The sequence below is a fragment of the Arthrobacter sp. ZBG10 genome (assembly GCF_001238605.1).
Taxonomy (GTDB): domain Bacteria; phylum Actinomycetota; class Actinomycetes; order Actinomycetales; family Micrococcaceae; genus Arthrobacter.
This window is the reverse complement of record NZ_LFQH01000039.1, coordinates 1-25,580: the sequence shown is the minus strand read 5'-3', so window position 1 is coordinate 25,580 and position 25,580 is coordinate 1. Positions and strand designations below refer to the sequence as shown.

Below are 25,580 nucleotides of genomic sequence, written 5' to 3'. Positions count from 1 at the left end.
GGCTCAGAGCGGGAATTTGCCGGCGAGTTCCAAGGTCCCGGCGCAGGTCCACGCGGCAAGGCGGTCGGCGTCGTCCGGTCCGCCGTCCAGCGGGCTGGTTAGCCGGGGCCGCCGGACCCAGCAGCCCGCTTCCTCCGCCACCAGCGCACCGGCGGCGAAATCGTGCTCGTTGAGGCCGCGCTCGCCGTAGGCGTCATGGGTGCCATCGGCCACCAGGCACAGGTCCAGGGCGGCCGAGCCGAGGCGCCGGACGTCCGCGAAGCCCTCCATCAGCCCGCCCAGCAGTCCGGCCTGTTCGGCCCGGACGTCAGGGTCGTAGCTGAAGCCGGTGGCCAGGATCCGGCCGGTGCGCCCGTGCTGCGGGCCGGTCAGCCGGGTGCGGGTGCCACCGGCCTCGAGCCAGGCGCCCTGGCCGCGGGAGGCGTAGTACACCCTGCCCAGTGCGGGGGCGTCCACCACTCCGGCCAGCCACTGGCCGTTGGCGTCCGCCACGGCCACCGACGTCCCGTAGTACACAATGTTGCGGATGAAGTTGGTGGTGCCGTCCAGCGGGTCGATGGACCAGCGGTAGCCGGACGGGTCCTCGGGCCGGGTGGGCCCGTGTTCCTCCCCGGTGATGGCGTCATGGGGGCGGTGGGCCGCGATAACGTCCCTGACAGCGGTTTCGGCTGCCAGGTCGTAGGCGGTCACCCAGTCGCCGGCCTCGCCCTTGTTGTTTACGGCAGCGTCGGCAGCCAGGGCGGCATCGTTGCGGCCGGCCAGGACCTTGGCGCCGGCCGCGGCTGCCAGCCGGGCCACACCCAGCAGTTCGGCCAGCAGGTCCTCGGCTCGAGGGCATTCCGGTGCGGCGTTCATGCTGGAGCCCCTTCCTGGGCAGGTTCGCCCGCGGCAGGTTCGCCGTCAGCGGATTGTTCGTCAGGAACGGGTTGCTCGTCAGGCGCAGGTTGCTCGTCAGGAGCAGGTGCCGGGCCGTTGGCCAGCAGTTCGCGGAAGCCGTCCTCGTCCAGGACGGGGATGCCCAGCTGCTCGGCCTTGTCCAGCTTGGTACCGGCACTTTCGCCGGCCACCAGGTAGCTGGTGTTTTTGGAGACGGACCCTGCGGCCTTGCCGCCGCGGATGAGGATTGCCTCTTTGGCTTCGTCGCGGCTGAAGTTTGGCAGCGAGCCGGTGACCACCACTGTCAGGCCCTCCAGGGTGCGGGGGGTTGATTCGTCGCGTTCGTCAGCCATCCGCACTCCGGACGCGGCCCAGCGGTCCACGATCTCGCGGTGCCAGTCCTCGGCAAACCATTCCTTCAGCGCGGCGGCGATGGTGGGGCCCACGCCATCAACGCCGGCCAGTTCCTCTTCCGAGGCGGCACGGATGGCGTCCATGGTGCCGAACCAGGTGGCCAGGGCGCGGGAAGCCCGCGGACCCACGTGCCGGATGGACAGCGCCACCAGGACCCGCCACAGCGGCTGCGCCTTGGCTTTTTCCAGTTCGGCGAACAGTTTGGTGGTGGTGGCCGTGGGTTTGGAGGGCACTTTCGCGGTGCCCTTGGTGAAGAAGTACGGCACCAGTTCGAATTCACCCGTAGGAACGCCCTTGGCACGTTTTTCGCGCCGGATCCGGACCCCGGCGAGCACCTCGGGCGTGAGGTCGAACAACCCGGCCTCCGAGGTCAGCGGCGGGACGTCCGGTTCGGTGGGCTGGGTGAGGGCGATCGCCGCTTCCCAGCCCAGCGCCTCGATGTCGAACCCGCCGCGGCCGGCCAAGTGGAAGACCCGTTCCCGGAGCTGGGACGGGCAGGACTTCGCGTTGGGGCAGCGGATGTCCACGTCGGCTTCCTTGGCGGGTGCCAGCGGCGTCCCGCAGGAGGGGCATTCGGTGGGCATCACAAAGTCGCGGACCGGCGGGTCCTGCTGGTCCCGGAGCGCCAGGACCGGGCCCACAATTTCGGGGATAACGTCCCCGGCTTTGCGGAGCACCACGATGTCGCCGATCTTGACGCCCTTGGCTTTGACGACGTCCTGGTTGTGCAGGGTGGCCATCTCCACCGTGGAACCGGCCACCTTGACCGGTTCCATCAGGCCGAACGGGGTCACCCGGCCGGTTCGTCCCACGTTGACGGCAATGTCCAGCAGCTTGGTGTGCACTTCCTCCGGCGGGTATTTGTACGCCACCGCCCAGCGGGGCACGCGGGACGTGTAGCCCAGGGCACGCTGGGTGCCGAAGTCGTCCACCTTGATGACGATCCCATCGATCTCGTGCAGCAGTTTGTGCCGCTTTTCGCCGTAACCCTTGATGAAGGCCAGGACGTCCTTGACGCTGCCCAGGACCTCGAAGTACGGGCTGACCGGCAGCCCCCAGCCCTCGAGGAGCTTGTAGGTTTCGGACTGGGTGGTGGACTGGAGCCCTTCACGGGCGCCGATGCCGTGCACAAACATCTTCAGGGGCCGCTTGGCGGTTTCCGCGGGATCCTTTTGGCGCAGCGACCCGGCGGCGGCGTTGCGCGGGTTGGCCAGCGGGGCCTTGCCTGCCTCGATCAGGGCTTCGTTGAAGTCGGCAAAGGCCTTGGAGGGGATAAAGACCTCGCCCCGGATCTCCACTTCACCAGGGAACCCGGTGCCGGAAAGTTCCCGCGGGATTTCCTTGATGGTCAGGACGTTGTGGGTGATGTCCTCCCCCGTGAACCCGTCGCCGCGGGTGGCGGCGCGCACCAGCTTGCCGTCCCGGTAGAGCAGGTTGACGGCCAGGCCGTCGATCTTGAGTTCGGTGAGCCACGCAACCGGTGGTGCCGAGTCGCCAAGCTTGCCGACGCCGGCCACGGCCTTGGCCAGCCAGGCCTCGAGTTCCTCGAGGGAAAAGACGTCCTCCAAGCTGTACATGCGCTGCAGGTGCTCCACGGCGGCGAAGGCGGCCGAGACTTCGCCGCCCACTTCCTGGGTGGGCGAATCGTTGGCCACGAGCTCGGGATGCAGGGCCTCGATTTCCTCCAGCCGGCGGAAGAGCGTATCAAATTCCGCGTCGGAGACCAGGGGTTCGTCCTCCTGGTAATAGGAGAACCGGTATTTCCGGACCAGGTCCGCCAGCTTCTCGTATTCGTCCCTGATGGTTCCTGCGGGAACCTCGGCGGGCTCGTCGGGGGTGCCGGTCCGGGTGGCGGCGTCTTCTGCGGGGCCTGGAACTGTGCTCACAGAACTATCTTGCCCTATGCGGCCGACACTGCCCGGGCCGCGCCGGGACCGTGGCCCGGCCGGGTCAGTGGGCCCGGAGCCGGCCCCGGCCCCACCAGGCAAAGGCGGCGCCGGCGAGTCCCAGCAGGAGCAGCCCGGCCACGAGCGGCAGGTTGGGGCCCGCGCCACCGGCTCCGTCCAGGGAGGTGACGGATGCGACGCGCGTTGGCGTCGCGGACCTGGTGATGGGCTTGTTCCAGTTGGACTCCACAGAAGGAGCGGCCGACGTCGGGCTGGCCGTGGGTGCCTCAGCCGCCGTCTCCACGGCTGCTTCGGCGGTGGCCTCGACGGCGGGCACCGGAACGTCAGTGGTGGGCTGCTCAATCGGCGCCGCGGGAACGGCCGGAGCTGCCGGCGCGGTGGACGGTGCCGCCGGGGGTGCCGTCGGCGCGGGCTCGAAGGAGGGCCCCCGCGGCTTGTCCGTCTTGACGGGCGCCGGCGCGGCGGGCACGGAGGGCGTTGCAACGGCCGTGGTGGCCGGCGCCGTGGGTGTGGGCGAGTCGGCCAGCGCCGTGCCGCCGGCCAGGAAACCGGCGGACACGGCCAGTACGGCGGCCGCCACAAGGGTGCGGGGTGCCGGGGAAGAGAAGGTCATTGCTGCCTTTCGATGCGCGCGGTCCCCCGGCCACGGCGTTCTGGAGTCGAGGGGTAGTCTGCTACACCGCGGGGAAGGGCCGCAAATCCGCAGCGGCTGCGGCCCTTCCCCCTCGTTGCCTGCCGGCCGGGCTCAGTCGCGGTTTTCCGGCGGCAGCGCCACCTGGATCTTGCGGGCCTTGCCGCGGCCCACCACAAACCCGCGGCCGGGGATGAACCCGTCACCCACCCGGCCCAGGGAGGTGTTCAGGAGGCTGTCACCCTCGATGTCGCCCGGGTTCAGGAGCAGGCCGCGCCGGCCCGACTTGAACGGCTGGGCGAGCTGCCAGGCCGCGGACCAGGTGGACGATTCGGACTCGCCTACCACCCACTGGTCGGCCTTGATGGCGGCCGTCACCAGCTGCGCAACGCCGGACTCGGCGATGCTGTCCGTGAATTCGGTGAGGCCCTCGATGAAGATGGCCAGCTTGCCCGGGTTCGCGCTGGAGTGTTCCGTCAGGTCCTCCACCATGTCGGCCACGTCGTCCGGGCCCACCACTGAGCGGTTCCAGACGGGCAGCGCCGCCACGGCGGAGCGCCGGGAGCCCAGGTAGAGAATTTCGATCTCCGGGTTGGCTCGGCGGAGGGCGTAGGCAAGGGTCACCAGCGCAACGGTGCGGCCCGAGCCCGGCGGCCCTGCCACCAGCAGCGACCCCTTGGCCGTGATCCCGGCAGGCTGCAGGGTTTCGTCGTCCACGCCGATCACGGGGACCTCCGCGTCGCCGGCGGGCAGCACGTCAAGGTCCACCTGCTCGGGCAGCTGTTCGATGCCGGGTGCCGCGGCCAGGCCCTGGCGGAGCATGGCGGCGCTGAGCTTGTGCACTTCGCGTGCCTGGACCGCCAGGTTGGAGTTTCCGCCCAGCACGGCCAGCTGGACTTCCAGCCCGTCCAGGAGTCCGCGCCCGGGCGGGGACGCGGCGCTGAGGACATCCCGCGGCACGTCCATGGACAGGTAGTCGTCCTCTGAGGACAGGCGCAGCACCAGCCGGCGCTGGATGGAGGCCAGCAGCGACGGCGGGACGGCGCTGGGCCGGTCGCCAGAGACCACCAGGTGGATGCCCAGGGTGCGCCCGTCGGTTGCGAGCTGCAGGAAAATGTCCCACAGCGACGAGAGGCGGCTGTGTTCGTAGGATTCACGGAACGCCGACATGCCGTCCACCAGAACAAAGATCCGCTTCTCGTCCGGCCGGTTCGCGAGTTTCCGGTACTCCACGATGGTGGACGCGCGGACCTCGGCGAAGCGGGCGGAGCGCTGGTCCGCGACGTCGCGGAGCATCCGCAGCAGCCTGCCCACACGCTCCACATCGTCCCCGTTGAGGATTTCGCCAACGTGGGGCAGCTCCTCGAGCATCCGCAGCCCAGAGGAGCCGCAGTCGATGCCGTAGACGTGGACCGGACCGCCGCGGGGGGTGACGGCTGCGGCGATGGCGATGCCGCGCAGTGCCGCCGATTTACCGGACCCACCGGTGCCGTAGATGGCCATGTTGCCGTCCCGGTCCGGTTCGTAGAACACCGTGGGCTGATCCTGGCGGGACGGGTGGTCGGCCACGCCGAGGAGCAACTGCTCATCCGTCCGGGGGTTGGGCAGGAGGGAGAAGTCGTAAGTCTGGGCCAGTTCGTCCAGCCATGGCTTCCGGGGCGGGGCGATGGCCAGCGAATCGGCGGCCCGGACTATGTTGGCAGTCATCCTGGAGATGTCGTTGGGCCCGGCCGGTTCCTGCCGTTCGGGTTTCTCCGGCGCCGGCGCTTCCCAGCTGGTCCCCGACCCGAAGGCCATTTCCACAATGTCGATCTGCGGCCGCTGCGGCTTCCCGGTGGTCCAGCCGCCGGCGTAGCCGGTCTGGAAACCCTGGATCCGCCCGGGACCGGTCTTTGCGGCGCCGCGGCCCGGGATGGCGGGGTCGAAGTAGGCCGCGTCGGGGACACCCAGGATGTCGGCGGCGTCGTCCTCATCCGCCATGCGCAGGGCCACACGGAGGTTGGTGTTGGCCCGCAGGCTGTCCTTGATCACACCGGCGGGGCGCTGGGTGGCCAGGATGAGGTGCAGGCCCAGGGACCGGCCACGGGCGGCCACGTCCACCACCCCATCCACAAACTCCGGCACCTCGCTGGCGAGCGCCGCGAATTCGTCCACGATGATGACCAGATAGGGCGGGGCCTCCGGATCGGCCTCCCGCTGCATGGCCAGCAGGTCCTTTGCCTTTTTCCGGTTGAACAGCTGCTCGCGGTGGTGGAGCTCGGCCCGCAGCGAGGTCAGGGCCCGGCGGACCAGGTGCGGGGACAGGTCGGTGACCAGCCCCACCGTGTGCGGAAGGTTGATGCAGTCGGCAAATGCGGCGCCGCCCTTGTAGTCAACAAACAGGAAACTGACCCGGTCGGGGCTGTAGGCGGCGGCCATGCCCATCACCCAGGACTGCAGGAACTCGGACTTGCCGGCGCCGGTGGTGCCGCCCACCAGGGCGTGCGGGCCCTCGTTCTTCAGGTCCAGGTAGAGGGGTTCAACACCCTTGGAGCCCACCAGGGCCCGGAGGGTGCCGTTGTCCTTGCGGTTGGCCACGGCGCTGGCGTGCACCGAGTTGTTTTCGGTCCACCGGTCTGCCACGGCCTGCGGGCTGTCCAGGAAGTCCTTGCCGATCAGGGTGGCGTAGGAAACGGCGCGGGGCAGGTCGGAGTCGTCGGTGACGGGCTTTCCCACGTCCACGACGGGCGAGAGCATACGGGCCAACTGGCCGGCCAGCTCCGCGTCCACGCTCTCGCAGCTCACGGGGTAGGTGTGCCGGCCCAGCCGGACCTGGCCGGTGGTGGTGCCGTGGTCGCCGTCCACCACCATAAAGTCGCGGCAGGCAGCAGGCAGGGCCTGGATGTCCGTGGCAACCCACATCACGTGGACGCCGGCGTCCGGTCCGCGTTCGGCCAGCCGGGTCAGGCGGCCGCGGTCCACGGGCGCGTCGTCCTCAACAATCACCAGCACGGCAGGCAGTACCGGCGCGGGGACTTCCAGCTTGGCCGGGTCCACCTCGGGGCGCAGCTCCGGTCCGCTGCGCTTGGCGGCGGCTTCCCGGGCTTCGACGAGGTCCTCGAGCCGCGCCAGGAGGGAGGCGCCGCCGGCTGAGCCCGCGGCCAGGTGGTCCCCGGCGAGGGGGCTGTGGCCTGAGCCCACGTGGGGAAGCCACTGCAGCCAGTTCCAGCGTTCCCGGGACTGCGCAGAGGTGATGGCGGTGAGGACCACTTCGGCCGGTGAGTGCAGGCCCACCAGCTGGAGGACCATGCCGCGGGCAACGTCGTCCACCAGCCCGCGCGGACCGGCGACGCCCAGGGCGCCGGACGTGCGGAACTGGGACACCACCGGCACGCCTTCGATCACCCGGAACTGCCGGAGGCTGTCCTGGATTTCGCGGGCGTACTGCGCTTCGGTGTCGTTGTTGTTGGGTTCTTCCAGCACCAGGCGCGACGGTGCGCTGCCCAGCCCGAACCTCAGGCCCAGGAACCAGGCGTGCTCCGGCCGGTGGGTCCACAGCAGCGGACCGAGTTTGTAGATGGCGTCCACGGTGTCGCTGACCGAGGGGGCTTCCTGCAGCCGGACGGCCCGTTCCACCTTCTGGAGTTCGGTGACGTCTTCCCGGAACGCGGCCATGGCTTCCCGGAAATGCTTGAGCCCTTCCTTCTGCTGCTTCCGGCCGCGCATCTTCTGGTCCACGTAGTGGCCCACGATGAACAAGGGCATCATCAGCATAAACAGCACCGACAGCGGGTTCCGGGTGACGGCGAAGATCACCGCGCCCATCATCAGCGGCGCGATCAGCATGATGTACGGGAACGGGTTGTCCTCAGGCCGTTTGGGCCCGGCGGGCAGGACGCGTTTGGGTTCCTCGAACCGCGGCACTACGCGCGGGGACCGGTTGAAGTCCACCAGGGGCGACGTCGGTACTGCCGCCTGGATGCGCCCCAGCGGCACCACCGTAAGGGTGGTATCCCCCAGGGTGACGGTGTCCGAGGAGTTCAGGGTGGCGCGGGTGACGGCCAGGCCGTCCATGAGCAGGCCGTTGGCGGAGTTGGTGTCCACAATCTCCACGCTTTCCCCCACGGTGATGCGGGCGTGGCGTTTGGAGGTCATGGGGTCGGTGAGGCGGACGTCCACGTCCCGGTCCCGGCCCACGTAGCTGGTGCCGGTGGGCAGCGAAAATTCGCGGCCGACGTCGGGCCCGGAAAGGACACGGAGCGTGGCGGCGGCGGGTCCGCGGCCCGCGCCGGGGACCTGGAACTGGGTGCTGACCTGCGCCAGGGACACCACCGAACCCGGCCGCAGGCCTGATTCGAGCAGGTTGTCGCTGCGGGTCAGGACATTCCCGGTCATGCCGGCGCCCACAAACGCCTCGTCGATCCGCAGGGAAAGGTTCTCCGGCGCAGGGGTTCCCTTCCTGTCGGGGTCGGCCGCCCAGAGCACAGCGGCGATGTCAGCCACCGTGGCCAGGCCGTCCACGGTGACGGCCAGGTCCTTTGTTTCCGCGGGGTCGCGGCGCAGTGTCAGCCGGATCCTCATCCTTCGTCCACTCCCCTCATCTTTTCGAGCAGGTGCAGGTCATCGGCGGTGACCAGGTGCGAGGTCACGGCGTGTTCCACGAGGCGGGCGCGCCGGTTGGTGGCCAGTTTCCCGCCGCCGCCGCGCAGGCCCACCACACCCACGCGGTCCAGCTTGTCGCAGACGTTGTCGAGTTTGCGGTTGAACCGGGTCAGGGCCCAGCCCAGGGTTTTCGCTGCCGCCGCCGAGGACGGGATGGCGCTGAAGCCGGTCCCTTCGCGGCGGAGCATGGGCTCGGCCAGGGCCACGATCAGGGCTTTCTGCGAATCCGTGAAGACCACCGGGCCGATCGTGGTGTCGCCGTTGCTGTCGTCTTCCCGGGCTTCCTGCCGGAAGGAAGGGGTTTTCAGGTGCACAGCGAACTCGTAGGTGGTGGGTCCGGCAGTGAAAATGATGTTGGTGTGGCTGAACACCAGCGGGATCCGGGCGCCCGGCGCCAGCCAGGCCTGCATGCCGCCGGAGCCGTCGGCCACGGTGGCGGAAAGCATGCTGCCCACGTTGCTGAGCCACCAGATGCCGTCGTACCGGGCCACTTGCAGGAACTGCCGGTGCAGGTACGGATTGTCGTCCACTTCCAGGTCGCCTTCACGGCCGATGTTAAAGACGTCCTCGTCTGATGGTTCGTACCATTCCCCGCAGAAATCTATTGCCAGATCCCCCATGTCCTGTGCCTCCTTCAGGGCCAAACTTCGTGGTGTTGCCGGTGCCGTGTGATGGACTGTGCGTCAGGGCCCCGTGCAGGCGATGGAGGGTGCCTCCATCGGTGAAAACGCCCCGTCGGTGCGGACGATCATGACCTGGACGCAGGTCTGTCCGGAGGGGTTTGGCGTGACCTTGACGGGGGGCGCCTTGATGGACTGGAACTCCCCGCCCCCGCCACCAATGGTGTACACCTTCCACTTGTAGGTGTCCCCCGGTTTGGGTTGCGGGTTCTCCCACGTGAAGCTGGCCTGGCCGCCGGCCAGTGTTCCGGCGAGCTTTTCGACGTCGGGAACGGTGCCGTTGTCCAGGGCATCGGCGGGTGGCTTATTGGGTTCCTGGCTGGCCACGGTTTTGGGCGTCTCGGCGGCGGCGTTGGCCATGACCACGCCCACCACGACGGCGGCGGCCAGCAGCGTTCCGCCTGCGACAGCCAGCCAGACGTTGCGTTTGCCGCGTTCCGGGGCCGGCGCGGGCTCCTGCGGCGCGGTGGCCGCAGGCCGCTGGACGGTGGCGTCTTCAGGTTCCGGACCGGTACCGGCAGCAGGCGCTGCGGGCCGCAGCACCGTGGATTCGTTGTCGTCGGCTGCGCCGGCCGCAGCGGTTCCTGCGGGGTCCGCACGGAAGAGGTGCGCAGGAACCTGCGGCGCCTGGTTGGCTGCCGCTGTTGCCGCGGCGGCGGGGTGCCAGGGCGCGGCGGGTCCCGGCGTGATGCCCGACGGCGGCGCGGCGGGGGCAGGGGCGGCAGGACCGGTGAAGGCGGCCGGGTTGGCGGTGGTGGGCCGGGTGCGGGCAGGGAAGGTGGGGGCACTTCCGGTGCGTTCGGGGTCGATGCTGGCGATGCTCCGGACCCGGGTTTCCTCCACGCCGTCGTCCGGGTGGTCCTCGTCCTGGTGTGCTTCTTCCAGGACCTCGAAGGGGGTGACGGAGAGGTTGAGTTCGGCTTGGATGCGCTGCAGGGCCAGGGCGAAGGCGTGCGCCGAGGAGTAGCGCGACTGGGGAAGTTTCGCCATGGCGGTGGCAAGGGCCAGTTCCAGGGATTCCGGCACGTCGGCCCGGCCCAGGCGTGGCAGCGCCATGCTGGAGATCCGGCTGATCAGTTCCCGCTGGGAATTGTCCGCGCCGGGCATCACAAAGGGCGACCGGCCGGCCAGCAGCGTATACAGCGTGGCGCCCAGGGCCCACACGTCCACCATAACGCCGTCCACGCCGCCATCCGCGAACTGCTCGGGCGGCGACCACGGAATGGACATGCCGGCGTCGTCATCCGAATCGTCCGCGAGGGTGCCGGAGATGCCGAAGTCCGTCAGGGCAGGCCGGTTGTAGTCAGTCACCAGGATGTTGGCGGGTTTGATGTCGCGGTGGGCGATGCCGGCCCGGTGGGCGGTTTCGACGGCGGACGCAACCTGGATGCCAACGGCCAGGACCTCGTCCACGCTGAAGCGCTGCCGCCGGTACCGCACGTCAAGGCTGGGCCGGGAGCAGTACTCCATGGCCAGGTAGGAGTGGCCGGCCTCGGTGACCTCGGCCTCGTAGATGGTGACGATGTAGGGGTGCGAGGACAGCTGGGCCATCAGGTTGGCCTCGGACTCGAACCGCCGGCGGGCGCCTTCGGTCTTCAGGTCGGAGAGCAGCACCTTGACGGCCACCTTGCGGCGGGGCCGGTCCTGTTCGTACAGGTAAACGTCGGAGAACCCACCGGAGCCCAGCAGGCTGACGTAGGTGAAGCCCGGGATGAGGGGCGGCGGCGCCACAGGCCGTTTGGAACTCAAGGAATCTCCTCAAAACGCAGCGAGATGTTATCGCCCAGTTCGGCGATGTCACCGTCAAGGAGGATGGCCATCTCGTTCTGGGCGAGGCGGCGGGGCGGCTGGCCTTCCCGGACCAGGACGGTGCCGTTGGTGGCTTTCAGGTCACAGAGCATCACGTGCCAGCCCTCCAGCCGGACCTCCACGTGGGATCGGGAAATGTCGCCGCCCGGACTGGCCACCTGCACCAGCCGGGGCATCACGCCGCCCTGTACCCGGGACACGGAAGGCTGCCGGCCGATCACCAGGGACTGGTCAAGGTCCACCAGTTCGCCGGTGGACACGCGCATCCGGCCCAGCCGGGGGCGGGCCACCTGGACGGCGTCCGGCAGCAGCGCGGCGCCGCACTCCGAGCACTGGGCGCTGGTGGGCGGATTGGCGTGGCTTTGGGCGCAGACCCGGGCCAGGACCACAGGGCCTGCCGCCGGATCCGTCCCGGCACCCGGCGCCGGAGCCGGCGCGGACCGGCCCTGCACGCTGCTTTTCATCACCGTCTGGCCGTCGTGGTCGCCGTCAGGATCGCCGCTGATGGGGTCAGCGGCGCCGGGCTGGTTGAAGGTGCCGGGCTGGTTGAAGGTGCCGGCCTGGTCCGGGGTAGCGGGCTGTTCCGCCGCAGGTTGAATGGCGGCAGGGGCGGGCTGGTGCGCCGGGACCTGGTCCGGGGCAGGGGCAGAGCCGGTTCCCGCGGTGCGCCACGGCACCGAGTCGATCAGCAGACTGGCCGGCTTGGCAGCAGGAACGGGAGCCGCAGCGGGCGCCGCGACGGGCACAGGCAGCGGGTCCTTCTCTTCCGCTTCGGCCGCCGGCGGCACAACGGGCTCTGCCTGGTTCTCTTCGGCGTCCGGGTCCTCCCGGACCGCGGCGTCCTCGATGCTCCGCATGACGGTCCGCTCCCACAGGTGGTCGTAGGAGCCGGTGGGTTCGCTTTCCACGGCCACGGCAGTAGGAGCGGCAGGTGGCGTTGCGCCGCTGGAGGCGTCGCCGGGGGCATCATGGCCGGAAGCAGGCTCGCCGGGGGCGTCGCCTAAGATATGCCCGCCGGGGGCTTCGTCGCCGGCGGCATCGTCCGGAAGGTCATCGTCAGGGATGCCGTAGACCGTCTCACCGGAGGCACCATGCTCCGGCAGGATGGTCAGCGCCGAGGCTTCAAGCTCGGCTGCTTCGGACTCTGCTGTTTCGGACTTTGCCGTTTCGAGGTCGGCCAGGTCAGGAGCAGCCGTTTCGGGGTCAGCCAGTTCAGGAGCAGCGGTTCCAGGCTCAGCCGTTCGTGGCTCGACCGCTTCAGATTCAGCTGTTCCGGGCTCCCCTGCCTGACGATTGGCTCCGACAGGGGTTTCTGTTTCGGGGATTTCTGTTTGGCGGCTCTCCGCGCCCGGTTCAAGGGCATCGGCCCGGCCCGCAGCCGGCGCCTGCTCCGCTGCGTCTTTGGCGTCACGGGCATCACGGGCGTCACGGTCCGCTGCACCTGTTTCCGGATCCGGCCGCGCGGCGGGTTCAACGGCGATCGCACTACCTCCGATCGCAGCACCGACAGCCTGGCCCGCCGCAATGGCGGGGGTCCCGGCGTCGAGGGTCAACGCAAGCGACTGCAGCAGGACCACTCCTTCGTGCAGGGGCAGGTCGGGCAGCTCCGGACCGGCCCCGTCAGGGATGGCAAGCCGGCATTTAACGGCGGCGTCGAACCGTCGTTCATTCCAGGTGGTCACGTCCAGGCCGTCCACCTCGACCGTCCCGGCGGGCAGCTCCACAGTGAGGTCCAGGCCACCGCGGAGGAACACGCGCAGCGGGCCGGTGAAATCCAGGATGCCGAAGGCGGGGATCTGCGCCAGTGAACCACCGGAGCTGCTGGTGACAGCGTGCAGCACCTCATGGACCTGCGGCTGGCCTGACAGGAGGTTCCACAGGGTGCCGGCCAGTGCCGGCGGCGAGTCCGGGCCCAGCAGGACGGCGGTACGCGAGCGGACAACAGCCACCCAGGTGCCGGGCCGGTAACTAGCGGCGGTCATCGTGGGCCTCTCCGTTGCCAGCGGCCCCGTCAGGAGCCTGCTGCGGGATGGGCTGCGTGGTTGCCTGCCGGGTGGCCTGCGAGCGCGGCAGCGTATCCTGCTCCTCAGTGTCGGGGTTGTGGCGGGGTGCGGTGGTAGCGGCGCCGGCGTCGTTCAGGACGTTGCGGGCGTCCACCACGATAACCGTGATGTTGTCGCGGCCGCCGCCGCGCAGTGCCGCCTGGATGAGGGCATCCGCGGTGTCCTGCGGAGTCCCCCCGGAGCTGAGGACGCGCAGGATCTGCGGGTCCGTCAGTTCGGCGTTAAGCCCGTCGGAGCAGACAAGGACACGGTCGCCCTCCTCCACGGGGAGCAGCCAGAAGTCAGCTTCGGTTTCGTCGCCGGTGCCCAGGGCACGGGTCACCACGTGCCGGCGCGGATGGACGGTGGCCTGTTGCGCGGTGATCTGGCCGGCGTCCACCAGTTCCTGGACTTCGGAGTGGTCCACGCTGATCTGCTCGAACTGTCCCTGGCTGAGCCGGTAGGTGCGGGAATCCCCGATATTCATGACCAGCCAATACGGCATGCCCATCTGTTCCACCACCACCGCCCCGGTGAGGGTGGTCCCGGCGCGGGCGCCGGTGGCTTCGCGGATGGAAGTGTCCGCACGGACCAGGTACTGCTGCAGGACCGCTGCGGTGACGGTGCGTTCGCCGGTGGCAAGCTGCGGGATGGCGGCAAGGGCCCGGACGCACATGCCGCTGGCAATCTCGCCGGCCTCATGGCCACCCATACCGTCTGCTACGGCAAAGACGGGGTCCGAGGCGATGTAGGAGTCCTCGTTCAGCTCCCTGCGGAGCCCCCGGTCCGTGCCATGGCCATAGTCCAGGCTGAGGCCCGGCCGGAGGGAGGAAACGCTGGCGGGCTGTTCGTTCATGCTTGTCCTAGGTAAAAGGTCCGGTCACCGAAGTGGATGCCGGATCCGGGTGTAACGAACGTGGGAACGCCGGGCGCCAAGGGTGTGCGCCGGCCGTCCGGTGCGGTCACGGCGCTGCCGTTGGTGGAATTCCGGTCCGTCACCCAGACACCTGCACCGTCGGTCAGGAGGTGCAGGTGGGTTTTGGAAATGGAGCGGCCGGGATCGTCCACGGCCAGCAGCTGTGCATGCTGTTCGCCGGCCGAACCTACCGGGTTGCGTCCCACAAGGACGTTCCGGTCCAGCTGGAAGTCCCGGCCGTCGTCGAGCCGGACCCGCAGGACCGCCGCGGGTGCGGGGGCTGCGGTACCGGCGGCCGCGGTGCCTAGCCGGATTTGGGTGCGTTCGACGTCGTCGTCCGGGTGGCCCTGGAAGCCGCTCCCGGCTGGGCCGTGGCTGCCCGCCGGGGCTGCGGCGGCGTGGGGGCCGGCCGGCGCGAAGGGTGCCGGCTGGACGGGCGCAGCAGGCTGGCTGGCTGCGGGCTGGATAGGCGCAGCAGGCTGGCTGGCTGCGGGCTGCGCAGGCCGGCTGGCTGCCGGCTGGGCCAGCGGAGGCTGCGGCTGGGCCGTGGGTGCGGCCGGCGCCTGGACAACGGCTCCGCTGGCAGGCCGGACACCGGCTACGGGTGACTGGACCTGCTGGACGGGCGGCAGGTCAAGAGGAGCGAAGCTGTACGGGCCCTGGATCCCGCCGCTGGTAATGGGGTTCCGGCCCGCCTTGACGTCGAACACCAGGGTCTTGGCAGCCGCGTCATGCCAGCCACGCACCCCGCCGTTTTTGTCCCACCTGTTGGAGATAACCACCAGGACGGCCCACACGGCGGCCAGCAGCTGCAGCGGCCCAAGGATCAGCAGCGCAGCATCAAACCATTTGAAGACCACCACCAGGACGGCGGCGATCAGGACCAGCACGGCTCCTGCCCCGGTGATGATGCTTCGCAGGAACACTGGGCCGGCGCCTGGCGCATACCCGTCATTGTCGGCGCTGCGGATTCCCAGCAACAGATTGCCCGGCGTTTTTCCGGTGCGGGCTTCCAGGCCCAGGAGGACAAAAAGGTACACCAGCGCCAGCCCGGTTCCGATGCCGCCGAACAGCACCACCGATCCGGTGTCGTAGGTGATGAACCCGCCGCTGCGGGTCCGGGTCACGCCGGCGAAGCCGATGCTGAACAGCACGGCCGGCACAACGAGGGGGAAGAGCCAGTCCGTCACGGCAGCACCGAGCCGCTTGCCCGCCGTGGCCGGTACAAGCTGAAGGTTTACTGCCATCCGGGTTCCTCCCCCTGGAACGTTGCTGGTTGTGGCGCCGGGCAGGTTTCTGCCCGGTTGCCCGGGGCCGGGACGTGCCATGCCGCCGGCGTGGGCCGGGAGCCTTTCCACTACCGGGATAGTACCGGGAATCCCTGGCCCATGCGCCGCGGACGGACCCTGCGGGACATCAGCACCGGCGGCCTGGCCGTACTCCTGGTTACGGGTGCTGCGTGCTGCCCGGTTGGGCAGCGGCGCCCCGCAGGCCGTGCAGAACGCAGCGCCGGTGCGCTGCAGCTGCTGGCAGCGGGGGCACCGCTCGGCTTCAGCCGTCACTGCGCCACCGGTCCCTGTGGCTGGGGTTCGATGCCGGCTCCGGGCTGTTGGGCGTCCGGTGACGGCGGCTGGTTTCGGGCTGCAGGTTCGCCGCCTGCGGGTTTGCCGCCTGAAGGCGTCCCGCCGGCCGGTGCCGGCTGTTTCCGGCCCCGGCCGCCCAGTGCAGTCCGCGCGTCGGCCAGGAGGGAGCGCGGCGAGAACCTGGCCTGCTGCCGGCGCCAGAAACCCACTGTTGAGGTGATCTCCTTCAACGATCCGTCCACAATGCTCCAGTACTCCCGGACGTCCTCCTCGCTGGGTTCGCCCGCACCGAAGATGGACGCATCGGCGCGCCGGGCCAGCATGGTGGTGGTGCTGCCGCTGGCGGGGAACGCGTCCGCCAGGACGGCGGCGCTTTCCCGCCGCGTGGACTTGGTGTCGACGGCGGCACCCATGTCGGTGGCCAGGCTCATCACCTCACTCCATCCGCCGCCCACCCGCTGCGCGGGGTGACCGGCCCTGAAACGCGACTTCCGGCGTCGTGATTTCAACAGGGCGATCAGCAGCAGCGGGAGTGCCAGGACGGCAATCGGGATGGCGGCGATGCCCAGCGCACCGAGCAGCGCACCCCAGAACAGCCACGGGTTGTCCTTTTTCTCGTCCGCGTCGAGCGCGTCCGGGGAGGAATCCGGGGGCAGGTCCGCGGGCTCCTGCGGCGGGGGCGGCGGCTGGAGCACCTGCGGCTTGGGCTTGGACTTGTTCTCCGGGTCCGGCGGGATGGGGACGTTGTCCTTGGGCGGGGTGGGGTCGAAGCTGACCCAGCCCACGCGTTCAAACGCCACTTCAACCCAGGCGTGCGCGTTTTTGCCGGTGATCTTCACTTCGCCGGCACCGTTTTCCGGGCTGGTGGGATCCGGGTAGAAGCCCATCACCACCCGGGACGGGATCCCCAGGTGCCGCAGCATCAGGGACATGGCCACTGCGTACTGCTCGTCGTCGCCCAGCATCTGCTTGGCGGTCAGCAGGGTCCGGATCCTCGCGGCGCCGTGCCCCGAAACGCTGGGCAGCTGGCCCTCGCTGACCAGCCCGTTGCTGAACGCACCCGTCTTCTGGAAGTGCGCCTCGATCTGGCGGACCCGGTCGATCGCGGTGGGTGCATCGGCGGACAGGTCGTTGGCCTGCGAGCCCACCACGGGCGGGACCTCCAGGACGTCGGGAAGCGAAAGCCGGGCAAAGTCGTACTGGGTCAACTGGCCGTGCTCCAGCTTCACGGGTTCCGAGACCTGCACCCGGTAGGAATCGCCGCGGGAGAGTTGGTTGGTGGTCACGGCGGTATCGGTGCCGGCGTTGAAATAGAGCCCGGATGCCGCGGCGGAGGCATTCTGGTCAAAACTCAGGCCGGTGGTTTTCCGGCCGCCGGGGACAAAAAAGCCCTGGTAGTCCTCGACGCTGATGTTGATGGCGTAGTCGTTGGTGGGCACCACGCCGCCGGAATCGGCGAGGGTATTGATGGACTCGGTGTCCCCCACCTTGCTGAAGTTGCCGGACCCGTTGGGGTCCATGGTGTAGTTGGTGCCGTTGAAGGAGTCCAGGGCACCCAACCGGACGCGGCCGTCGCGGGGCAGGCCCTTGACCACAAACAGGGTGTCGTCCTTCTTGTCCTTCACATAGGTGCGGAAGCTGGCCAGGGGCGTGATGTAGTCCTTGGGGTCAAACGGCGGGACTACGACGTTCCGGAGGACCCGGCGCTCGTCGTTGGCGGTGACCAGCGGCGCGGCAAGGGCGGTGACGCCCACGCTGACGGCGATGACGCCGGCGGCCATCCCCAGCCGGCGGAGCTGCGCACGGCGGGCGGTCCCGGCGTCGGTCTGCGGGTTGTTCACTGCCACCTTGCGGGTGCTGTTCCGCCGGAGCGCGTCGCGGCGGAACGTGGCCCAGGCGATGCCCAGGACCGTGAGGCCGATGCCGCGCTCCAATGTGAGGAAGGCGGCGTTGGTGCTGAACGCGATCCCGGTGACAAACAGCACCAGGACAGGCAGCAGCGGGAAGTACGGGCTGCGGGTCCGCCAGGTCAGGATGCCCGCTACCAGCGCGGTGATGAGGGAGCTGAGGAACGGGACGATCAGCACGCCGCCGCCGGTGCCCACCGGCACGCCCACCGTAAGCATGTCTTTCCAGGCAAACACAACTCCGGGCAGAAGGATCCGGAGCGAGTCCAGGGTGGGGACAAAACCGGCGATCGCGGAGTCCGGGACGGCGAAAAGGGTACCAAACACCAAGTAGGCGCCCAGGGCGAGGGCCGTGGTGATCAGCAGCCCCAGCCGCAGGTGCGCGTTCAGGGCCGCGATGGCCAGGCCCAGGACAATGCCGCCGAAACCGGAGACCAGGTAGTAGGCGTCGCCGCCGAAGCTCAGGCCGAAGCCCAGCAGGCCCAGTCCCAGCAGGACGGCCAAAGCGCCGGCGTCGAGCAGGAAATGCCAGGCCGGCTGGCCGGTGGCGAAACCGGATTCCGGCCCGTTGGTTGCCCTGCGGCTCCGGGCGCGCTCCTGCGGGATGGTGCGGGCGGCTTTTCTGTTGGTGCGGGGGCGTTGGCCCGGTGCGGTGCTCATGCTGCCGCCTTTCTCAACACGATGGCCAGGTCGGACAGGTCGCCCAGGGTCAGGACCGTCAGTTCGGCGATATTGGCGCGGGTGGGTGCGGCGCCGGCTTCGATCCTGACGGCCAGGCTCCGGACGCCGGGCGGCACGGAGGCGGCCGCTTGCCGGAGCTGGCCGGCGGTGACGTTGCTGCCCACCACAAAAAACACCACGGAGGCGTTGGGTACGGTGTCCGCCAGGGTCCTGGCCAGGTCGACGGCGGTGCGCCGCATCGGTGTCCCGACGATCCGGGTCATGTCATCGAGCATGTTGCGGCCGGTTTCGCAGCGCAGCGGCCCCTTCTGCGTCAGGACATCGAGCTCGCGCTGTTCCCGGATGGCCTGCCGGCCAATGGATGCAGCCGCCGAGATGGCCATCTCGAATTCGGCCTCGCCAGCGTATTCGTCGGTGTTGATGGAGAGCGAGATGGCCAGGTGCGCCCGGCGGGTCTCCTCGAACTGGCGGACCATCAGCTTGTTGGTCCGGGCCGTGGTCTTCCAGTGGATGTGCCGGCGGTCATCCCCCGGCACGTAGTCCCGCAGGGCGTGGAAGGAAACGTCTGCGCTGGAAAGGTCGGTGGTGGGCATGCCCTCCAGGTCGCGGATGAACCCTGCGGCGGAGCCTGCCAGGGCCACGGTCCGGGGATGGACAAAGAGGTCCTCCGGCGCGGTCCACAGGACCTGGCGGCGCAGCAGGTGCAGTGGATCGGCCCGGACGGACCGGACCGGGCCCACCACAATCACGGCGCGTCTGGTGGTGGGAATGGTGAAGAGGTCCTCGTGGACCTGCTGCGGCTTCATGCGGGGCAGATGGAACACGGCCGTCGCGCTGCCGACGGGCAGTTCCAGTGCCGCCGGCAGGAGCGGGCGGGCGGACGTGTTGGACACGGCGATGCTGCCCACGGCGCTGTCGCCCACGGCTACCCGGGTGCGGGCCAGGTCCAGCACCACACCATAGGAGGAGCGGCCCAGGATGAAGGCCACGGCCACCACAAAGAGGACAAACGCGGCGATGGCTGCTGCTTTGGCTTCCTGCCAGCCGAACGCCTGCCCGGTCCACCAAAGGAGCACCGCGGCGGCCAGCACGGACCACCCCAGAACGCTCACCACGGACAGCACCGGCCAGGGGTACTTCAGCCACAGTTGCCGGACGGTGCGCCAGGCCGGGGCAAGGACCAGCCCTGCGGTGTTGGTGGCTTCCGCCCAGACGGCGGAAGGATGCAGGGCGGTGGGGCGGCCGTTCCGCAGGAAGGGCCGCTTCAGGCGCTCCGCGAGCCTGGTCACCGGGGTACCGCTGGACATATGTGTGCCTTCGTTTGGTGCGCTGGTTGAAAATGGTGCCGGGGGTACGACGGCGGGTCAGGCGTGGGTGCGCTGCTGCGGGGCGGCGACGTCGGCCAGGATGCGCGTCAGTACGGCTTCCGGAGTGGCGCCGGAGAACTCGGCTTCGGCGTCCATCACAAACCGGTGGGTCCACACAACGGAGGCCAGTTCCTTGATGTCGTCAGGCAGCACAAAGTTCCGTCCCTGCGCAGCGGCCCAGACCTTCGCGGCGCGGACCATGGCCAGGGCACCGCGGACGGAGACACCCAGCCGGGTTTCGGGCGCGGAGCGGGTTTCCTCGCAGAGCCGGGAGATGTACTCCAGTACTGCGGTGTCCACGTGGACCGTGGCGGCGAGGTCCGCCATGTCGGCCACGGCGGAGGTGGTGATCACGGCGGACAGGTCCTGCGAGCGGTCCTTGAGGTTGGCCCCGCCCAGCAGCCGGACGGTGGAGGCGTGGTCCGGGTAGCCGATGGAGGTTTTGATCAGGAACCGGTCCAGCTGGGCCTCGGGCAGCCGGTAGGTGCCTGCCTGCTCGATCGGGTTCTGGGTGGCCATAACCATGAACGGCCGGCCTGCGGAGTGGGTGATGCCGTCCACGGTGACCCGGGACTCTTCCATGACCTCGAGCAACGCCGACTGGGTTTTCGGGGATGCACGGTTGATTTCGTCGGCCAGGACGATGTTGTTGAAGATCGGGCCCTTGTGGAACTCGAACTTCTGCGTCTTCTGGTCGTAGATGGTCACGCCGGTGACGTCGGAGGGCAGCAAGTCTGGCGTGAACTGGATCCGGTTGTTGGAACCCTGGACCGTGGCGGCCAGGGCCCGGGCCAGGGAGGTCTTGCCGGTCCCGGGGGCGTCCTCGAACAGGACGTGGCCTTCAGCCAGCATGGCGGTGAAGGTGAGCCGGATGACGTGTTCCTTGCCCAGGACAGCCTGGCCAACGTTGGTAACGAGCTTTTCAAAAGTGTCGGCAAACCATTCGGCCTGTTCGGTGGTCATGGTCATGATGGGTTCCTTTTTGTCTGGGTTCGTAGGCGGGGACCGGTGTGCCGGTCCCTGGGTGCAGGGCGGTGGTGCTGGCTAGCCGTTCGGCATGCCATTGGGCGGGTTGCAGCCGCGGCTGGAGGTGTCGCAGCGGATCCAGTTCCCGGCGGCCATGCCGCTGGTGAGGTGGTACCAGATGCCGGACGGGTTGTTGGAGGTCTTGTACCAGACCTGGTACCTGTCCGTATCCGCTGACGCGCCTGCGTCCAGCCATTTGCCTGCCCCGTTGCACTGGGACGGGTTGCCGGCCACGAAGCTGTCGGTCCCCTTCCGCGGTTCGGTGCAGCTGCGGGTCGGGGTGGCGGTGATGCTCCAGGACGTTGGCGGTGGCGGGGTGGGATTGTCTCCGGACTTGGCGTTTGCCTGTCCCGGAGCCCCGGGCACCACGGTGACGGCCCGGACCTGGAGGGTGCGGCTCTGGTTCCAACCGCCGCCGGAGCGGTCAAACTTGTTGGTTTTGCCCACGTTGGTCCAACCGCCGCCTTCGTAATTGACCTCGTAGTGGCTGAGCGCGCGTCCGTTGGTGGCCGGGTTGTTCCAGGTCCAGTGCACGTCGCCGTCGCCCTTGGCGGACGTGCCGCCGTTGACGTTGGGGGCGTTGGGCGGGCCATAGGGGTTGGCGGCGCCCACCGGCTTGGCGTCCCCGGAAATGTTGTTTTTGGTGGACGTGGCGATGATGGTGACGGTGATGTCCCGGCCGTCGGTCATGCCAGTGATGGTGGTGCCGCCGGCCGGGATGGGACCGCTCCGGCCGTCGGCGTTGTAGCTGTAGCTGATCTCACCGTCGGTGGAGCCGTTGCGCTGTGCCTGCGTGAGCGGTTCGAAAGTCACCTGGAGCTGCCCGCTGGTGCCGGTTTCCTTAACCGATCCACTGCTGACCTGGCCCGGTTTTCCTGCCGCCCGGATGGCCGCGGACTGTGCACTGGGATCGCTGGTACCGGCCTTGTTGGTGGCCGTGACCGTGAAGGTGTAGTTGCTTTCCGAGTTGTCCACCGTGACGTTCTGCGTGGTGCCGGTGACCTTCTGGCTGGACACGGCGGCGCCGCCGCGGAAAGTAGTAAGGGTGTAGCTGGAGACGGCGTCACCGTTGTTGTTCGGCGCCGCCCACGCCACCTTCAGCTGGCTCTGCGCCCCCACGGACCCTGCCTGGGCCGCGGTGGGCGCGGCAGGCACGGCCGGCGGACCGGCCGGGACTTCCGCAGCGGAGTAGGGGCTCCATTCGGAGGGGTCCTTGGCGTCGTTGCGGGCCAGGACCCGCACCTTGTAGGAGACGCCGTTCTTGAGGCCCTTCCAGACGTAGCTCACGGCGGTGAGGTTCTGGATCTGCGCGTTTTGTCCCGGCGGCGCAGGCGAGATCTCCAGGTCGTAGGACTTCACCGGTGAGCCCTTGCTGGCGGGCGCCGCCCAGGCGACGGAGAGCTGCTTGTCGCCGAACTTGAGCGACGGCGCCAGCGGGGTGTCCGGCTTGACGTCCGGGCGTACCTCCGCGGAGGCCGGCGACCGGTCCGACTCGCCGAACTCGTTGGTGGCGGTGACCTCGAAGTTGTACTTGGTGTTGTTGGTCAGCCCGTTCAGGGTGCACGTGTTGGCCGGGCAATCCTGGCGGAAACCGCCGGCGCCGTACACGGTGTACTTGGTGATGGCGGCGCCGCGGTCGGCCGGGGCCGTCCAGGCCAGCAGCGCTGTCCGGTCCCCCACGCTTTGCGCCTGGGGCGTGGCCGGGGCCAACGGCTTGTCCTTGACGGTAAGCCGGATCCGGGCGGTGGCCTGGCGCGACGGGTCGTTGGTTTTGTCCGCCACGGTGTAGCTGACCACCATGGTTCCGGTGAAGCCCGGGGCGGGGGTCACCACCACGGAGCCGCCGTCGACATCCACATTGCCGCTGCCGGTCTCCGCGCCGGCGGCCGTGATCTTCAGGGCCGTCTCGGGGAAGGGGTTGGAGTCGTTGGCCAGGACGTTGACGGTGACGGGCTTGCCCGCTGCTGCGTTGGGTTCCAGGTCGTCGTTGGCCACCGGCTTGGGCCGGTTGGAGGCGGTGACGGCCAGTTGGTAGGTGGCGGTGGCTTCGAGGCCGCGCGGGTCCTTGGCTTTGACCTGGACGGCCGCGGTGGTTCCGGTGGCGCTGGATCCCGCCGACGCCTTCAGGACGCTGCCGTCCAGGGACGCGCTGAACCCTGCGGGCGCGCCGCCCTGGATCTCGTAGCTCATGTTGTCCGCGTCATCGCCATCCGGGTCGGAGGTCAGGCTGCGCAGGTCCAGGCTGGCGGAATCCCCCATGGGAACGTCAAGGGCCGAGCCCAGGAGTTCGGGCGGGTTGTTCCGGTTGGGGTCCGGCAGCACCCTGGTCCGGATGCTGAGGGTGGACTTGAGCCCATCGGGGTCATCGGGTCCGCTGCCGTCGGTAACTTCAAAGGTCATGGAGCCCGGGCCCACGTAGTCGATTCCGGCGGTGTACTTCAGGGACGTGGCGCTGCCGGCGGTGGGGTCGGCGCCGTCGGCCCCGATGAACTTGATCCGGTCAGCCTGCGTCAGCCGGGGTGACCGGCCGTCGCGGACCTTGACCCATTCGGTGAGGTCCACCGTGGCGGACTGGCCGGCGATGACCTCCACCACGTCATCCTTGGCCAGGGTGGGCACCTGCTGGCCGAGGCCCGGAACCCAGATGACCGCCGTCGACTGCTGTCCATCCACGTCTTCAACGGTGTAGGGAATGAGCTGCGGCGCTTCGGTGAGTTCAACGATCACGTTGCCGTCACTGCCGGGCCGGGCGGTGGGGGCTTCGGTGGCGACCACCAGGTTTTCGCCTACCCCGTCCGGGTCCTCGTCATTTTTCAGGACCGGAACGTCCACTGCGGTGCGGCCCATGGTCTGGGCGGAGGTCACCCGGTCATCGCGCGCAATCGGGGCCTTGAGCGGGACGTCATTGTCCACCACCACGCGGATGGTGGCCTGGGCGGTGGCGTCCCGGTCATCGGAGACGGTGTAGCGGACGTTGACGGTGCCGGCTTCCTCCGGGGCCAGGAGGATCACGCGGCCGCTGGTTTTGCTGACGGTGGCCTGGAATGCGGGATCGGCCTCGATGCCATCGGTCCGGATCCGGACAATGTCGCCGTCCGGGTCGGTGTCGTTCCTGACGGCATCGACGGCGATCTGCCGCCCCGGGCGGACCCGGACCTCGTCGTCCACGGGGGTGGGCTTCTGGTTCACTTCGCCGCGCGGAGCGATGCCAACTGTCACGGTTCCGGTGTTGACGGCGCCCTGGCGGTCCACCACTTTGTAGCGGAACGTGTCAGTGCCGGCGCCGTCGCCGGCGGCCGTGAAGTCGATGAAGTTGCTGCCCACGGTGGCGGTGCCCATGGCCGGCGTGCTGTCGATCCCGGTCAGCTGGACGGAGTCGCCGTCGGGGTCGATGCCGTCCAGCGGGACGGGGATCCTGACGGTTCCGGCGGCCACCACGCGGGCGGTCAGGTTTTGCGGCTGCGGCCGGGAGTTTTCGGCGCCTTCCAGCGGCAGGATGTGGATGGTGACCGCGGCAGCGCTCTTTTGGCCCTGCGGGTCCACGGCGTTGTAGATGGCGCGGACGGTCTTGGGCTGGCTGCCGGCAATGAACCGGAGCGTGTTTTCCGAGACGAAACCCTTGCCGTCCGCCGCGTCTACTGCCTGCGGCAGAACGGGGTCAACGGTCAGTTCCTGGCCTTGCGGGTGGGTGTCGTTGTCCAGCACGGGGATGGTCACCACGTCGTTGACGCGGACGTTCACCTCATCCGGTTTGGGCTGCGGCGCTTCCACCACGGCCGGGGCCGGTACGGGTACCACCGAGACGCTGCCGGTGGCGGATTTGGTGCCGTTGGACATGGTGTATTCGAACAGGAGCGGGTCTTTGGTTCCCCGGATGTCGGTGATGCGCAGGACGCTGTGGTCGATCACGGAGACGGAGACGGGCGCGTTGTCCGGCAGTTTGACGGATTGCAGCACCAGGACGCCGCCGGAGGGGTCGGAGTCGTTGGCCAGCGGGTCCAGCAGGACGTTGCCGCCGGTGGGCATCAGGGCAACGTCGTGCACGGCGACCGGGTTGCCGGGGTCGTTGCCGGATTCCACATCCACGCGGACCAGGCCCTGGCTGCTTTGCGGGCCGTTGCTGGCGATGTAGGTCAGGTAGACGGGCCCAGGGGTGGTGCTGCGGAAGACGAAGGTACCGCCGTCCGTGACCGGGCCCAGCTCGGCCGGCCCGTTGGCTTCCACCTGGGCCAGCCGCAGGGCGCCGCCGTTGGGGTCCACGTCGTTTTTCAGCGGGGCGATGACCAGGTCCTGGCCCACCACGGCCGTGACGTGGTCGGCGTTGACCACCGGGGCCAGGGCACCCGGCGGCTGGACGTTGACCACCACCTTGCCGGTGACGGTGTCGCGGCCGTCCCAGATACTGACTTCCACGCTCTTTTTTCCTGCGGTGGCGCCGGAGTCCTGGAACGTCAGCAGGCCGTCGCGGCGGACCTTCACCTGGTCCTGGTCGTTGTCCGCCTTGGCGTCGAGGAGGACCAGGTCGTCGCCGTCGGGGTCGATCCAGTCGGTGAGGATGTTCTGGCTGACGGTCTTGCCCTGCTCCACCAGGATGGTGGTGTCTTCGCCGCGTTTAAACTGTGGCGGCTTGTTCTCGTTGGGCCCCACCACGGTGAGGCTGACCTGCCCGGCCGCTGACAGGCCGCGACCGTCCGAGGCGTTGTAGCCGAACGTTTCGGTGCCCGGTTTGGCGTCGGCCGGGACGGCGACCTGGAAGGCGGTGCCGCCGTAAATGCTGTCGAGGGTGCCGGCCTGCGGTCCCGAGCCTGCCAGGGCAGCGGTGAGCACGTCGCCGTCGGGATCCGAATCATTGTCCAGGACGCTGAGGATGGTGGTCCGGCCGGGGCGGACGCCGATGGCGTCGGGTTTGGTCTCCGGCGGCCGGTTGGGTTTGGTGCGGTCCGGCAGGACGTTGATGGTGTTGTTGTCCGCGGACTCCTGGTCCTGTTCGTCGGATTCGTTTTTGGGCGGGACCACGTCGTCCCAGTTGTTGACCAGGAGCATGTTCTGGTTCACCAGCCACACATTGCCCGAATTCACATCATTGAGGACCACCAGGTC

The 25,580-nt window shown here is 69.1% G+C and carries 13 protein-coding genes; all 13 read right to left on the bottom strand.

The window, feature by feature from the left end; genetic code table 11:
• Nucleotides 1–3: 3 nt before the first annotated feature.
• Nucleotides 4–855 (bottom strand): inositol monophosphatase family protein, encoded by an 852-nt coding sequence (locus ACU18_RS10070; protein ID WP_050685418.1) that lies wholly within the window; start codon nucleotides 853–855, stop codon nucleotides 4–6.
• A complete protein-coding gene (ligA, locus tag ACU18_RS10065; RefSeq protein WP_050685417.1) occupies nucleotides 852–3,176 on the bottom strand; it encodes an NAD-dependent DNA ligase LigA in 2,325 nt (774 codons plus the stop codon). Before ligA ends, ACU18_RS10070 begins: the two co-directional genes overlap by 4 nt.
• A 64-nt stretch (nucleotides 3,177–3,240) precedes the next feature.
• A complete protein-coding gene (locus tag ACU18_RS10060) occupies nucleotides 3,241–3,810 on the bottom strand; it encodes a hypothetical protein (protein ID WP_050685416.1) in 570 nt (189 codons plus the stop codon).
• Between the two features lie 132 nt (nucleotides 3,811–3,942).
• Nucleotides 3,943–8,388 (bottom strand): FtsK/SpoIIIE domain-containing protein, encoded by a 4,446-nt coding sequence (locus ACU18_RS10055; RefSeq protein ID WP_050685415.1) that lies wholly within the window; start codon nucleotides 8,386–8,388, stop codon nucleotides 3,943–3,945.
• On the bottom strand, nucleotides 8,385–9,089 hold the full coding sequence (locus tag ACU18_RS10050) for a hypothetical protein (RefSeq protein WP_050685414.1): 705 nt from the start codon (nucleotides 9,087–9,089) through the stop codon (nucleotides 8,385–8,387). The genes ACU18_RS10055 and ACU18_RS10050 overlap by 4 nt, the downstream gene beginning before the upstream one ends.
• Nucleotides 9,090–9,152: 63 nt before the next feature.
• The gene (locus ACU18_RS10045; protein ID WP_050685413.1) at nucleotides 9,153–10,898 is read right to left on the bottom strand and encodes a serine/threonine-protein kinase; all 1,746 of its coding nucleotides are present in this window, start codon (nucleotides 10,896–10,898) and stop codon (nucleotides 9,153–9,155) included.
• Nucleotides 10,895–12,940, bottom strand: a complete 2,046-nt coding sequence (locus tag ACU18_RS10040) for an FHA domain-containing protein (protein ID WP_050685412.1) — start codon at nucleotides 12,938–12,940, stop codon at nucleotides 10,895–10,897. The genes ACU18_RS10045 and ACU18_RS10040 overlap by 4 nt, the downstream gene beginning before the upstream one ends.
• Nucleotides 12,927–13,856: a PP2C family protein-serine/threonine phosphatase gene (locus tag ACU18_RS10035; protein WP_050685411.1), complete on the bottom strand. Its 930-nt coding sequence runs from the start codon at nucleotides 13,854–13,856 to the stop codon at nucleotides 12,927–12,929. The genes ACU18_RS10040 and ACU18_RS10035 overlap by 14 nt, the downstream gene beginning before the upstream one ends.
• Nucleotides 13,853–15,163, bottom strand: coding sequence for an RDD family protein (locus ACU18_RS10030; RefSeq protein ID WP_050685410.1), 1,311 nt, complete (start codon nucleotides 15,161–15,163; stop codon nucleotides 13,853–13,855). Before ACU18_RS10030 ends, ACU18_RS10035 begins: the two co-directional genes overlap by 4 nt.
• 311 nt (nucleotides 15,164–15,474) lie before the next feature.
• Nucleotides 15,475–18,066 (bottom strand): transglutaminase family protein, encoded by a 2,592-nt coding sequence (locus ACU18_RS10025; RefSeq protein WP_050685409.1) that lies wholly within the window; start codon nucleotides 18,064–18,066, stop codon nucleotides 15,475–15,477.
• Nucleotides 18,063–19,394, bottom strand: coding sequence for a DUF58 domain-containing protein (locus tag ACU18_RS10020; RefSeq protein WP_050685408.1), 1,332 nt, complete (start codon nucleotides 19,392–19,394; stop codon nucleotides 18,063–18,065). Before ACU18_RS10020 ends, ACU18_RS10025 begins: the two co-directional genes overlap by 4 nt.
• Nucleotides 19,395–19,451: 57 nt before the next feature.
• Nucleotides 19,452–20,423 carry an AAA family ATPase gene (locus tag ACU18_RS10015; protein WP_050685407.1) on the bottom strand — a complete coding sequence of 324 codons (972 nt, stop codon included), beginning with the start codon at nucleotides 20,421–20,423 and terminating at the stop codon, nucleotides 19,452–19,454.
• Between the two features lie 75 nt (nucleotides 20,424–20,498).
• The coding region (locus tag ACU18_RS10010) for an Ig-like domain-containing protein (RefSeq protein ID WP_050685406.1) at nucleotides 20,499–25,580 on the bottom strand (5,082 nt) is incomplete at its 5' end.